Source organism: Candidatus Amarolinea dominans (assembly GCA_016719785.1).
GTDB lineage: Bacteria > Chloroflexota > Anaerolineae > SSC4 > Amarolineaceae > Amarolinea > Amarolinea dominans.
In genome coordinates, this window is the sequence record JADJYJ010000003.1 from 282,956 (window position 1) to 296,234 (window position 13,279).

The window sequence follows — 13,279 nt, forward strand, 5'->3', positions numbered from 1 at the left end:
ACAATGGGTCAGGGCTAGCAGGGCATCGCCTCCAAGTCGCGGTCACGGCAGATCCCACAAGCGGCGCGCACACTCATGGCAACAATCCCCCCGCTCGACCACACGGCTGGGTGCTGACCAGTCCACCATCGGCCGCCTTTCCACCCGATAACAGTGATTCAGGGACATTGGTCGATCTTCAAATTCCGGTGGTCCGCACTGGCGCGGATGGTCGCGTTCTGCTCTACTTTATTGCGCCGGAGTTTGGCGGATTGGAGACAGTGCGGGTCAGTTCGTTGGATCAGCCAGGGCTCTCGGTCGATTTCAGCTTGCTCATCAAGCACCAGGATGGCGGTCTCGATTTCCAACTTCTACCGGGTCATCCAGCCATCACGCCGATTGGGGCAACCGTTCAGCATGCCGACAACCACTACGGCACGGAGAACATGATTGATGCGCTAGTTGCCCTGGCAGTAAACTACTACGATCAGACAACGCAACCGCTTAGGGTAAACGACATGTCGCTTCCGTGGGGTGGCCTGTTTGACATTGGAGCAACCCCTGCCGCTCTCTGGAGAACTCCGCACGGTGGACACCGTTGGGGAAACCAAGTGGATATTGGGTTGGTGGCCGATCCCCCCAATCTCGTATTCGAATCTGTGGTCAGAGATCAGGGCCGATGGCGGCTCTTGAACGAAGCCAACCATTATCATTTAGTCTTGCAGGATCCTGGGCAGGCAACGGTAGAACGCAAAGTGAGTCAAGCAACTTGGGACAACCCCAGCCAGCGCATTCTGCGCGTTTCGCTTCAGTTCAAGAATCGAGGGAGTCTGCGTATCGACGCACTGCATCTTGGCGAGCTTACTGGATCAAATGGCGTCACCTTTGTCGATCTGAATCTGCCGGTCAACCTCGGCGATTTAGGAATCCGCAGCTGGTTGAGTACAGACGTGTTGGTTCAGGTGCCGCCAGGTATCAGAAGTTTTTCGCTTAGTCCGGCCGGCGTCGTCTTTGCCGATGGGCGAACCTTCATCCTGGCGCCGGAGGGCGTGATGGTGACTGTGCCGAACTAGTTATGAGGAGAGCATTCTGTTTGCTGATATCAATCCTTGTGCCGGTCAGCGAGTGAACGCCTTCGGCCTCTATCCTGAGTGCCACTGCCAGCGACGCCTGAACTCGCCCGATCTCTGCGTGCTTTCGTTTACTCCAAGGAGCAACTATGCAACCTAAGTATCTCGTTACCATCCTCGTTTTGCTGGCATTTGTTGTGCCAGCATCGCCCGCGCACGCCGGTGGCGTTGTGAGCATCTGCGACGAAGCGCACCTGCAGGCAGCGCTCGCCGGCGGCGGCACGGTGACCTTTGGCTGCAGCGGCACGATCACTCTTTCATCCACCATAACGATTGCGGCTGCCACGACCCTGGACGGCAGCGGGCAGAATGTCATCCTGGATGGCAATCGGGTGGTGGGAGTGTTCAAGGTAAACGCAGGGGTTATGTTTAATATGAATATGCTGACGATCGTCAACGGGGCCCGTTATGACTCCGGCGGCGGCATCTCCAACTTCGGTGGCACGGTGATCGTGAGCAACAGCACCTTCTCCAGCAATAACGCCAAAAACGGGGGCGGCATCTCCAACTCCGGTGGCACGGTGATCGTGAGCAACAGCACCTTCTCCGGCAATGGCAGCCAGCGAGGCGGCGGCATCTACAACTCCGGAGGTACGCTGACAGTGAGCAACAGCACCTTCTCCAGCAATATCGCCGAATGGGACGGCGGCGGCATCTACACCTCCAGCGGCATGGTGACAGTGGGCAACGGCACGTTTTACGGCAATTCTGGCTGGAACACAGGGGGCGGCATCAAAAGCGATGGCGGAACAATTGCGCTACAAAACACCATCGTCGCCAACAGTCTGACAGGGGGTAACTGCTCCGGGTCCATCATAGACGGCGGCGGGAACCTGAGTTTCGGCGATGCCACCTGCCCCGGCATCAACGGCGATCCCAAACTCGGTCCCTTGCAGAATAACGGCGGTCCTAGCCTAACGATGGCACTCGAGTCAGGCAGCGCGGCGATTGATACGGCCAATGACGCCGCCTGCGCCGCATCCCCGATCAACAACCTCGACCAGCGCGGCTACATTCGTCCTTCAGGTGCACACTGCGACATTGGCGCATATGAATTCGCTCGCGTTGTCGTCAGCATCTGTGATGAAACGCACTTGCGGGCAGCGCTATCATCCGGCGGCTATACGGTGACCTTTAGCTGCAGCGGTACGATCCCGCTGTCATCCGCGATTACGACTGCGGCGGCGGCCACGATCGTGGATGGCAGCGGCCAGAATGTCACCATCAGCGGCAGCCGCGCGGTGCGCATGTTCTTCATCCCGGCTGACAGCAACCTGACCTTGGACCGCCTGACCTTAGCTGGGGGCCAGGCCGTCAACGACTCGGGCGGCGCGATCTATAACCTGGGCAGCCTGGTTGTGGTCAGCAGCTCCTTCGTCGACAACGCGGCTGCCTCCAACGGCGGTGCCATCCTCAACTACGGCACGCTGGATGTCAGCGATACCGGCTTTTCCAGCAACGCGGCCGGCTCCCACGGCGGCGCCATCGTCAACTACGGTACACTTGATGTCAGCGATAGCCATTTCTTCAGCAACCAGGCCGGCGTCAACGGCGGCGCCATCGACAGCACCGTCCAGCTCAGCGTCCATCGGTCCACGTTTACCGAAAACACGGCCGGTGTCCGCGGAGGAGCGATCAACAACTACCTGGGCACACTGACGGTCGAGGAGAGCGTCTTCGACAGCAATAGCTCCGGGGGCTATGGCGGGGGGCTGGTCAACGACGGCGGCCGCGCCGAAATCCAGAGCTCGCTCATAGTGCAAAATTCGGCGCAGGGCGCGGGCGGTGGCATTTACAACAGTGATTTCCTCGATCTTCGGGACAGCACCTTTTTGGCCAACAACGCCGGCACTCTGGGCGGTGGCCTCGCAAATATCCAGCACGACGGGTTTGCGTGGATAGAAAGGAGCACTTTCTCAGGCAATCGCGCCCAGCAAGGCGGCGGCATCGCCAACGACGGTCACAGTTGGGGAGGGGCGATCGTGTTCAACAGCACCTTGGCCGGCAATAGGGCCGCCTTGTACGGCGGCGGCATCTACACTTTGGAGTCCACTCTGTCTTTGTCATTTTCCACTCTTTCCGACAATAGCGCAAGCGGTGAGGGCGGAGGCATCTACACTAACAACACTAACGTGCAAAACTACACACACCTTGAGAGTACAATCGTCGCTAGCAGCCCGGCAGGAGGCAACTGCGCCGTCTATGGCTACGTCATCATTCATGACGACCACAACCTGAGCTTCGGCGATACCACCTGCCCCGGCATCAACGGCGATCCTAAGCTGGGTCCCTTGCAGAACAACGGCGGTCCCACCGAGACGATGGCGCTGGGCGTTGGCAGCGCGGCGATTGACGCAGCCAATGACGCAACCTGCGCGGCCGCACCAGTCAATGGCCGCGACCAGCGTGGCATCACCCGTCCCCAGGGCGCCCACTGCGACATCGGCGCATATGAAGCGCTGGGTAACCTGGGTAACATCGTAAGTATCTGCGATGAAGCGCACTTGTTGGCCGCGCTTGCCGGCGGCGGTACGGTGACCTTCTCGTGTAGCGGCATGATCACCTTGACAAATGAGATTACGATTGTGGCTGACACGACCATTGACGGCAGCGGGCAGAACATCGTGATCAGCGGCAACCACGCCGTGCGCCTTTTCTACGTTCCGGCTGGCAGCAGCCTGACCCTGCGCCACTTGAATCTCGTCAACGGCCGTGCCGCCGGTGCCTCGGGCGGCGCAATCTACAACCTGGGCAATCTGGCCGTAGCCGGCATCGACCTCGAAAGCAACTCGGCGGAGTTTCATGGCGGCGCCATTCTCAATTATGGTACTGCGGATGTCAGCGATACGATGTTCTTTGACAACGAAGCTGGCATCAATGGCGGCGCCATCGACAGCACCGTCCAGTTGAGCATCCATCGATCCTGGTTCGTCGAAAACATCGCAGGATTCCGCGGCGGAGCGGTCAATAACTACTTGGGCACGATCACGGTGGAAGAGACTCTCTTTGGTGGCAATCGCTCCAGTGGGTACGGCGGTGGGTTGGTCAATGATGGCGGCAATGCTTTCATCCAGACCTCAGACATGCAGCTCAACTCGGCGCAGGACGTGGGCGGTGGCATCAAGAACAGCGGCGAACTGCAGGTCTTGGCGAGCAACGTTTCCGAGAACAGCGCAGGCAGGAATGGCGGCGGCGTCTACAATGACAACTATCTGGAAGTACGCAACAGCACCTTCTCCGACAATAGCGCTACCTGGGGCGGCGGAATATACAGTGATGGTACACTGACGGTGGATGGGAGCAGTCTTTCCCACAACACGGCAGTGCGTGGCGGAGGCATCCTCAACAACGTAGAAGGCACGGCCTTTGTCACCGCCTCGAGCCTGTTCAACAACTCCGCAGATGGCGGGTTGGGTGGTGCCATTCTAAACGGCGGAACGTTGGATATGCGCAGGTGCACTTTCTCTGCCAACAGCGCTACCCGGGGCCGCGGCGGCGGCATCTTTAACTTCGGTGGACTTGATCTGAGCAACAGCACCTTCTCTGGCAACACCGCTAACGATTATGGCGGCTTCGGCGGCGGCATCTATCACGATATGGGGGGAGCGACCGTGAGCAACAGCACGTTCTCCGGCAACAGCGCCACCAGCGGCGGCGGCATCTATAACGCCGGCCCGTATATGACGCTAAAGAACACCATTATCGCCAACAGCTCGTCGGGACATAACTGCGACGCCCAATTGCCAATCTCCGATGGCGGCGGCAACCTGAGTTTCGGCGACACCACTTGCCCCGGCATCAACGGGGAGCCCAGGCTCGGTCCTTTGCAGGACAACGGCGGCCCTACCTATACAATGGCATTGGGCGCCGGCAGCGCGGCGATTGACGTAGCCAATGACGCCGCGTGCGCGGCGGTGCCGGTCAACGGTCTCGACCAGCGCGGCGTCACCCGTCCCCAGGGCGCGCACTGTGACATTGGCGCATATGAAGCCACGGTTCAGTCCGTGTCGAGGAGAGGGTACTTGCCGATGATAAGGGTAACGAGATAAGTCACAATGAGATTCCCATGGCTGCCACACCGCGGGCGTTACTGGTCGAGCAACACGCGTCACCTTGGCGATCGGGCTAGACAGACATCTGCTGCTCGGGGGCACGAATCGCCTGCAGCCCCCACGTCACCGCCGCCTGCGGACTGAGCGACCGGCCTGCTGTCCAGGCGGATTCGAGGGTGTCAGCATCCAGCGCAATCCGGGCGGCGGCCAGCGCGGCGTCGAAATCGGCCTGGGTGATGGTCGGATCTGGCCCAGTACACGCTGGCGGTGGATCGCACCAATGAACGCGTGGCTGCGCTGGCCAGCCCCTATCACCCGGCGGTGCTGCGGTTGATCCAGTAACAAGCAGCCCTGCCCGAATCACGGGTAGGGCTGCCTTATTTCCCACAGACAACAGCATTCAATCAAGGTTCCAACAAGAACCGCCAATAATTACTACGATCTATGCGCTCCACTGTGCTGCCCGGGTAAGCCTGGAGAAAGTCGGTCGGTTCCTTCACTTTCGCCGCCGGGTTCCACTTGAATTCGTAGCCGCGCAACTGACCGTCCGCATCTTCCAGGTAGTCAATTTCCTTCTGGTCATAGGTGCGCCAAAAATAGCGATTGGCGAATTGTTGGCGGTAGTGAAGGAGTTTCAGTCGTTCCACGATGCAGAAATTCTCCCACAAGGCGCCCGTGTCGTTGCGCACGGATAGCGGGGAGAAATTCTGGATCAGGCTGTTGCGCACCCCCAGATCATAGAAGTAAATCTTGACTGATTTCGCCACCTCTTTGCGCAGATTACGACTAAACGCGCCCAGGCGATGTGCGGCGATCAATGCCCAAGATCTGTCCCAATTCGGGATAGGAGACTTCCTGGCCGATCTGACGGGCTAACAATTCGAGCAATTTGATGAGCACGGTTGAATTACGCATTCCCGCGTAGGCCAGCGCATCACGGTAGAGGTAATTGGAGACGAGTTCATCCAGTTGGACTCTCGCCTCGTGTTCAGAGAGGTTGATGATGGAAGGATAAGCGCCAAAGCGCAACAAGAAATCAAGGCGCGCATCAACTGCGCTATAGCCTTGATCGCCAGCCAGTTCCTGTAACGCCAGGGGGTAAAGCTCAAAACGAACCATGCGCCCGGTGAGCGGTTCAGATGCCTGATTGACCAGAGAAAGCGAGGATGAACCGGTTGCGATCACTTGCATGGCTGGAAATTCATCCACCAGGATTTTGAGAATGCGGCCGATGTTCGCAACCTGTTGCGACTCATCGAGCACAACCAGATCTTGATCGCCCAAGAAGGTCTTGAGCGTCACTGCCTCTTCCACACCCAGGGCACGCTGTACTGAAAGCAGATCGCAGTTCAAGTAACGCGTGCGTTTATCGGTGTGGGTTGCCAGAATTTTGTTGACCAACGTCGTTTTGCCGACGCGGCGCGCACCATAGAGCACCACAGTGCGCCCGCGGAAGAGGTAGCTGGTAATCAAAGGTTCAAGTAAACGTGGGATCATGTCGGCTCCGCGAACTGTAACATGCTGATCTTGAAAATATCAGAAATCCAGGGATTCTAATCCCAGTATTATTATAAATTACGCAACGAATCTGCGCAAATTTGGTAACTGCTCAGCCAGGCAGTGAGAATGGTCTCGATAGCGCCCGGAGTGCCCCCCTACCCCCCAATCGTGGGGGAGCCGAATGCTTTTCCCCCCAGGATTGGGGGGCAGGGGGGCCGCCTGAGCAGTTACCGATGATTGCAGGTAGAACGCCCGCGGGCCGGCAACGCCGCTGGTGCGTCACCCGCAGTCGCACCTGATCCCGTTGGTGCTGCAAGTGGCCCTCGGCCAACGCGCGGCCATCAGCATCTGCGGTGACGATTAGCCCACGCCCGCCGGCACGTTGGCCTGTAGCTCTTCCAGCCACACCACGGCCTCGGAGTCACTGGGCGCGCGCCAATCGCCGCGTGGGGAGAGGGAGCCGCCGGAGCCGACTTTGGGACCGTTGGGTACGGCCGAGCGTTTGAACTGGCTGATCTTGAAGAAGCGGAAGAGGAAGACGCCGAGCCAGCGCTTGATGGTGGCCAGGTCGTACGCGTGACGTTTCTCGGGCGGCAGCAGGTCGGACCAATCGCCGGCCGCCTTGTCGCCCCACGCGTGCAGGGCCAGAAAGGCCACTTTGCTCGGCCGGAAGCCAAAGCGCGTGATGTAGTAGAGGTTGAAGTCCTGCAATTCGTATGGCCCAATGGTGGCCTGCGTGCTCTGCGCCGGTTTATCGGAAGATCCGCCGCTGGCAGGCACCAACTCCGGCGAAATTTCGGTATCGAGGATGGAGAGCAGCGTCTCGTGCGTGGCCGGGTCGAACTGCTGACTGCTGACGACCCACCGAATCAGGTACTGGATGAGGGTCTTGGGCACGGAGGCGTTGACGTTGTAGTGCGACATGTGATCGCCGACGCCGTAGGTGGCCCAGCCCAGCGCCAGTTCGCTCAGGTCGCCGGTGCCGAGCACGCGGGCGTTGTTGAAGTTCGCCAGGCGAAACAGATGCGAGGTGCGTTCGCCGGCCTGCACATTCTCGAAGGTGACGTCGTAGAGCGGCTCGCCGTGGGCAAAGGGGTGGCCGATGTCAGCCAGCATCTGCAGGCAGGACGGGCGGATGTCAATCTCATGGCCGCTGACGCCCAGCGCGTTCATCAGCGCCCAGGCGTTGGTGCGCGTGCGGGTGCTGGTGGCAAAACCGGGCATGGTGTAGGCCAGGATGTTTTGTCGCGGCAGCCCCAGGCGGTCCATCGTGCGCGGCGACGATCAGCGCCTGCGTGGAATCCAGCCCGCCGGAGATGCCGATCACGATCCGCTGGATGCCGGTGGCGTTCAGCCGCTTCATCAGGCCATGCACCTGGATGTTGTACGCCTCGAAGCAGCGCTCATCACGCACGCGGGGGTCACGCGGCACGTAGGGGAAGCGCTCCACCTGGCGCTGCAAGGCGATCTCGCCGGCCGGAACCTCGAAATTGAACGGGATGCGGCGCAACTGGCGCAGGCGCTCCCGCTCATCGCTCACCGCGTCGGTGAAGCTGGTCGTGCGCATACGATCCTGCCGCAACCGTTCCAGGTCAATGTCGGCCAGGATGACCTGCTGGCGGCCGGCAAAGCGTTCAGACTCGGACAGCACCTCGCCATTTTCGGCAATCAGCGCGTGGCCGTCCCAGGCCAGGTCGGTGGTAGATTCGCCCGGCCCGGCGCCGGAGTAGAGGTATGCGGCGATGCACTTGGCCGCCTGCGTGGCCACCAGGCTGCGGCGGTAGTCGGCCTTGCCCACGGTGATGTTGCTGGCTGACAGGTTGGCCAGGATGGTGGCGCCGGCCAGGGCCGCCCAGGTGCTCGGCGGGATGGGCACCCACAGGTCTTCGCAAATCTCCACGTGCAGACGCAGGCCCGGCAGGGTGGTCGCCTCGAAGATCAGGTCCGGGCCAAACGGCACGGTCTGCCCCAGGAAGGAGACCTCCCGCGCCAGCGCGGCGCGGGCCGGCGCAAACTGGCGCTTTTCGTAGAACTCACGATAGTTGGGCAGGTAGCTCTTGGGCACGATCCCCAGCACGCGCCCGCGGTAGATCACCACCGCGCAGTTGAAGAGCTTGTCTTCGAAGCGCAGCGGCGCGCCGACCAGCAGCACGGGCGCGAGGGAAAAACTGGCCGTCGCCAGGCGCTGCACGGCGTCCAGCGCGGCTTCCAGCAGCGCGTCCTGCTGGAACTGGTCATCGTTGGTGTAGGCGGTCAGGTTCAGTTCAGGGAACAGCGCCAGGCTGGCGTGTGCGTCCGACGCCTGCTGCGCCAGTTCCAGGGTGCGCTCCAGGTTGTGCTGCGGGTCGGCCACCTTGACGAACGGCAGGCAGACCGCGACGCGGGCGAAACCGTGGGTGTAAAGGGAATGAAATGGTTGGGTCATGGCGTTTGCTCGGCCAAAGGCTGGGGGGAGGGGATGGCGGCGCTGCACATCAAGGCGCGGAATTCGCCCAGGACCATGGCGGTGGCGCCCCACACCTTGTGGCCGTCCACCTCGAAGAAGGGAACTTCGACCGGGTAGCCGCGCAGTTCCCACGTTTCAGTGTGGATGTTGCGGCCGCTGGTCAATTCAGCCAGCGGCATTTCGAGCACAAGCGCCACTTCGCACGGGTCAGGACGGAAATCGGGCCGCTGCGGCGTGTACGCCACCGCCGGGTAGATGCGGTAGTCGCTGGGCGGGATGTAGAGCGGCGTCAGCGTGCCCAGGATGGTCAGGGTTTCCGGTTGGATGCCCAGCTCTTCCTGCGCCTCGCGCAGCGCGGTCTGCACGAAATCGGCGTCGCTTGGCTCCCACGCGCCGCCGGGAAAGGAGACCTGCCCGCGATGATGGTGCAGTGTGTCGGCGCGCCTGGTGAGCACCAGCGTCAGTTCGCCCGCTTTGGGATAGAGCAGGAGCAACACGCCGCCCTCGCGCGGGCAGTGCCCGGGGTCGAAGCCGCGCTCCATGCCGGGCCGCGGCTGCGGCATCATCTGCATCTGACCTGCCAGCCCCGGCAGCGGTCGCCGCAGCGCCTGCCGGATGTCACTGATCTGATCTCGGTCTGGCTGACTGTTATTCACGTGCCATGTCCATTTCCCGTAGGTCACGCCTCCGGCGTGACAACGCCGTCGGCCACAGATCATGCTTCTGTGCGCCGACGGCGCAAGCCGGCGGCTTGCGTCACAGCACCCGTAGGTCACGCCTCCGGCGTGACAACGCCGTCGGCCACAGATCATGCTTCTGTGCGTTGACGGCGCAAGCCGGCGGCTTGCGTCACAGCACCCGTAGGTCACGCCTCCGGCGTGACAACGCCGTCGGCCACAGGTCATGCCTCTATGCGTTGACGGCGCAAGCCGGCGGCTTGCGTCACAGCACCCGTAGGTCACGCCTCCGGCGTGACAACGCCGTCGGCCACAGATCATGCTTCTGTGCGTTGACGGCGCAAGCCGGCGGCTTGCGTTACGGCCCGGTGGCGCCGAAGTAGCCGGCGATGATCATGACATCAATCACATCCAGATCGCCGTCGCCGGCGCCGTTGGAGTCCACATCGTACAGCCCTGCGTACGAGCCTTCGTTCCAGTAGTCCAGCACGGCCTGCGCGGCGAGCTGAATGTCGAGCACATCCACGCCATTGGCGCTGCAATTGGCGTTGGCCCAGGAACAGACGTTGATCCACTGCGCGCTGAGTGGCCCCCAGTTGTTCAGGCTGTCGCGGCCGCGCGCGAGCGCCAGGTACTTGCCGGCGGCCAGGCCGTTGGTGTTCATCAACGCCCGGACGTTCTCGGTCGTGCTGTTGAAGTTGCCATCTACGGCCGTCATCGCCGCGCCGGTGCCTGGATCGCCGACCGGGACAGCGCCCTGCGCCACCAGGTAGGCTTCGGCGCCGGCAATCGTCTGGTTGCCATTTTGCGTATCGTTGATCTGCGCATTCAGGTAGAAGGAGAAGCCGGAGACGACGTTGGCCGGCGAGACGGTCAGGTTGGCGGCGTCCGGGCCAAACACCCGCATGTAGGGGCGATCGGCGATGCGCGCCGCGTACTTGAGCACCGGCAGCATGGTGTTGATGACGCCCGGCAGCAGGCTGCACGAGGTGAAGAAATCATTGCCGTACAGCTCGATGACGTAGGCCGGAACGCCCAACTCGCCGTAGCCCCAGTCACGTGTGTTGCCGCTGACCGGGTAGAGCGAATGGCTGACTTCGTAGGTGTTGCCGGTCAGCGTGTTGAACTTGTTGCCGATCGCCATCAACTCGGTGTTGTTGGGCGGCAGCACGGTCGTCCAGCCCCAGGGCACTAGGATCGAACCGGGTGAGGTGTAATTGTGAATGTTGATCATGAGGCCGGTGGTGGTGGGCGGCGCGGGATCGGTGTCGCCCGGCCCGCGCTGATCAGGGATCAGGCTGCGCACCAGGTTTTCGTAGGCCTGGATCTCCGGCTCGGAACCGGGCGCGACCCCGCGGTAGGTCTGGTCACAGGGTGCAGTGGAGCCGCCGGCCACGTCCCATTTGAAGATGTGGTTGCGATTCAGGTCAACGCCGTACTGGCTGGAGCTGCTGGGCGGCCATCCGCAGCTGCCCGCGCTGTTGTTGGTGTTCTTGCGCCAGTACCAGGGGCTGCCGTTGTAAGGCGGCTCGGTGCCCAGCTCGACCATGCGCCGGCCGTCCGGGTTGCTCTCCAGCACCACGTAGACCTCACGGTTGTCCAACAGCCAGGTGATGTCCGGGTCAACGCCGTAGTTACTAACCAGGGTCTGGATGAAACTCTTCATCAGTTCCGGACCAGGAATCTCGCGGGCGTGCAGGCCGCCATCTACGAAAAAGCGACCCGCTTTGGTCGGCGCGCCCAGCTCATTGGTGATGCGCGTCACCTGCAGGTCGTAGCCGGGGATGGTCTGGCCGCCGGGGTTGGTGCAGCCGCCCTGGTTCGCACACCAACTGCTGCCGTAGGTCTGCGTTTCGAGCAGGTTGGGGTTGGCCGCCACATAGCCGGCCAGCCAACTGTTGAGATCGGCCAGCTTGGAATAGCAGCTCGGCCACACGTCTGGCTGCGCCGGCGCCTCGCCCAGCACGACCACCGTGTAGCCCAGTTGGCGCAGGCCATCAATCTCAGCCTGCGTCAGGTTCAACTCGGTCTGCCCGGCCTCGAAGGCTTCATCGTACAGCGGCAGTCGCCGCGCCAGGTCGGCAAAATCGGCCACCGACTGCACCACAACCTGGCTGCGAAAGCGCGCCGGGGGGTCGGGCGGGAGCGTCAGCGCACCCGCCGGGGACACATCAGGCGGCGCGGCCAGCGTCATCGCAGGCAGCGCCAACACCACGATCAGACACAACACCAACCACCGTTGCTTCATCGAACCTCTCCCTACTTCAGAGCCTGTAACGCCCTTTCCACACTTTCGCTCGGGCTGACCTTGATCTGGATATCGGCCAGCCTGCCGTTCTCGTCAATCACGACGTGACTGCGCACAACGCCCATGACCTTCTTGCCGTACATGGATTTCTCGCCCCAGGCGCCATAGGCCTCTGTCACCGCGTGGTCTTCATCGGCCAGCAGGCGGAAGGGGAGATCGAACTTGGTCTTGAACCGGGTGTGCGACTTGACGCCGTCCGGGCTGATGCCCAGGACGATGGCGTTCCGCTCCTCGATCTGCAGATAGGCATCACGAAAGCCGCACGCCTGCGCGGTGCAGCCTGGGGTATCATCCTTGGGGTAGAAGTAGAGCACCACGCGCCTGCCGGCCAGGTCAGCCAGGCGCACGGTCTCGCCGTTGTCGCCGGGCAGTGCAAAATCGGGAGCGGGGTCGCCAATCTTGAGGATTGTCATCAATTCTTTCGAGCCTTTCTGGACACATGTTGGCGGGAGACAGCCATCGCAAACAGAATCGTCTTCGACGCGGGGCAGATTGTACCGCAGGCAGCGAACGAGGGCAAGTGCGAACAGGTATAGGTTGGGGACTACTGAGCGGCGTCGGGGCTGCCCAACTGCCAGGGGTAAATCATGCGCTCGCCCGCCGGCTTACCGTACAGCCCCACAACCCGGTACGCTAAACACGCTCGTTTCGAAAACCGGGCCAAGCACCTCTTGCTGCAGCCGCTTCAGCCAAAGCATCTGCATCAAACCGGTGTCGCAGAGGAAGACCTTCGGAGTCTTGGTGAGTTCGGCGCGGAGATTGCGACTGTGGGGCCGCACGATCTTGATGACATAGGTCTGTTCCAGGAGAAACAGATAGCGTTCGACGGTAGGGCGTGACAGATCGCAGGTGTTCGAAAGCTCGGCGATGTTGAGCAGATTGTTGCTTTGCGCGGCCAGAAGAAAAATATAAGTATACCTACACTTTACACCAGATAAAAGTATAAGTCAAGATGAAGAATTATTGAAAAGAAATCCCAAACGTAACCACATTTTTTAGCGCAGAGGAATCGCACCTTGCGTCGGGATGTCGGTTCGTGCATGCTGACGTATACTTTTGGTATGCACAGAAAGACCAAATCAATCATGTTGTGCATGTTGCCGACACAGATGTTTCTAACCAGATTCGGCTCCGCCGCCTGGAACAGGTAACCTGTTTCGGGGTTGTGGGCTGTTAGAACGGGGCGC

At 61.2% G+C, this 13,279-nt stretch carries 8 protein-coding genes and 2 pseudogenes; 3 read left to right on the plus strand and 7 right to left on the minus strand.

Annotation, left to right across the window (positions count from 1 at the left end):
- Positions 1-110: 110 nt before the first annotated feature.
- From IPM84_04740 to IPM84_04750, 3 genes and pseudogenes are all read left to right on the plus strand, one after another.
- Positions 111-1,052, plus strand: coding sequence for a hypothetical protein (locus IPM84_04740; GenBank protein ID MBK9092078.1), 942 nt, complete (start codon positions 111-113; stop codon positions 1,050-1,052).
- A 146-nt stretch (positions 1,053-1,198) separates the two neighbouring features.
- Positions 1,199-5,158: a hypothetical protein gene (locus IPM84_04745; protein ID MBK9092079.1), complete on the plus strand. Its 3,960-nt coding sequence runs from the start codon at positions 1,199-1,201 to the stop codon at positions 5,156-5,158.
- 243 nt (positions 5,159-5,401) lie between these two features.
- A pseudogene (locus IPM84_04750) lies at positions 5,402-5,500 on the plus strand (hypothetical protein).
- Between the two features lie 65 nt (positions 5,501-5,565).
- On the opposite strand, the gene IPM84_04755 reads toward IPM84_04750, so the two are convergent.
- The 7 genes and pseudogenes from IPM84_04755 to IPM84_04785 form a co-directional block, all read right to left on the minus strand.
- Entirely contained in the window at positions 5,566-5,961 is a 396-nt protein-coding gene (locus IPM84_04755; protein MBK9092080.1) for a DUF4143 domain-containing protein, read from the minus strand.
- Positions 5,948-6,658, minus strand: coding sequence for an ATP-binding protein (locus IPM84_04760; protein ID MBK9092081.1), 711 nt, complete (start codon positions 6,656-6,658; stop codon positions 5,948-5,950). Before IPM84_04760 ends, IPM84_04755 begins: the two co-directional genes overlap by 14 nt.
- A 363-nt stretch (positions 6,659-7,021) precedes the next feature.
- Positions 7,022-9,086 (minus strand): annotated as a pseudogene (locus tag IPM84_04765) (NAD(+) synthase).
- Positions 9,083-9,649 (minus strand): CoA pyrophosphatase, encoded by a 567-nt coding sequence (locus IPM84_04770; GenBank protein ID MBK9092082.1) that lies wholly within the window; start codon positions 9,647-9,649, stop codon positions 9,083-9,085. The pseudogene IPM84_04765 and the gene IPM84_04770 overlap by 4 nt, the downstream one beginning before the upstream one ends.
- A 493-nt stretch (positions 9,650-10,142) precedes the next feature.
- Entirely contained in the window at positions 10,143-12,032 is a 1,890-nt protein-coding gene (locus IPM84_04775; protein ID MBK9092083.1) for a peptidase M14, read from the minus strand.
- 11 nt (positions 12,033-12,043) lie between these two features.
- Entirely contained in the window at positions 12,044-12,505 is a 462-nt protein-coding gene (gene bcp, locus IPM84_04780) for a thioredoxin-dependent thiol peroxidase (GenBank protein ID MBK9092084.1), read from the minus strand.
- A 192-nt stretch (positions 12,506-12,697) separates the two neighbouring features.
- Entirely contained in the window at positions 12,698-13,036 is a 339-nt protein-coding gene (locus IPM84_04785) for a DUF4143 domain-containing protein (protein MBK9092085.1), read from the minus strand.
- Positions 13,037-13,279: the final 243 nt, after the last annotated feature.

Excerpts from the sequence above, each read along its gene's own strand:
- IPM84_04745 (MBK9092079.1), top strand. The coding sequence starts at position 1,199 with ATGCAACCTAAGTATCTCGTTACCATCCTCGTTTTGCTGGCATTTGTT.
- IPM84_04760 (MBK9092081.1), bottom strand. The coding sequence starts at position 6,658 with ATGATCCCACGTTTACTTGAACCTTTGATTACCAGCTACCTCTTCCGC.
- IPM84_04770 (MBK9092082.1), bottom strand. The coding sequence starts at position 9,649 with ATGGAGCGCGGCTTCGACCCCGGGCACTGCCCGCGCGAGGGCGGCGTG.
- IPM84_04775 (MBK9092083.1), bottom strand. The coding sequence starts at position 12,032 with ATGAAGCAACGGTGGTTGGTGTTGTGTCTGATCGTGGTGTTGGCGCTG.
- bcp (MBK9092084.1), bottom strand. The coding sequence starts at position 12,505 with ATGACAATCCTCAAGATTGGCGACCCCGCTCCCGATTTTGCACTGCCC.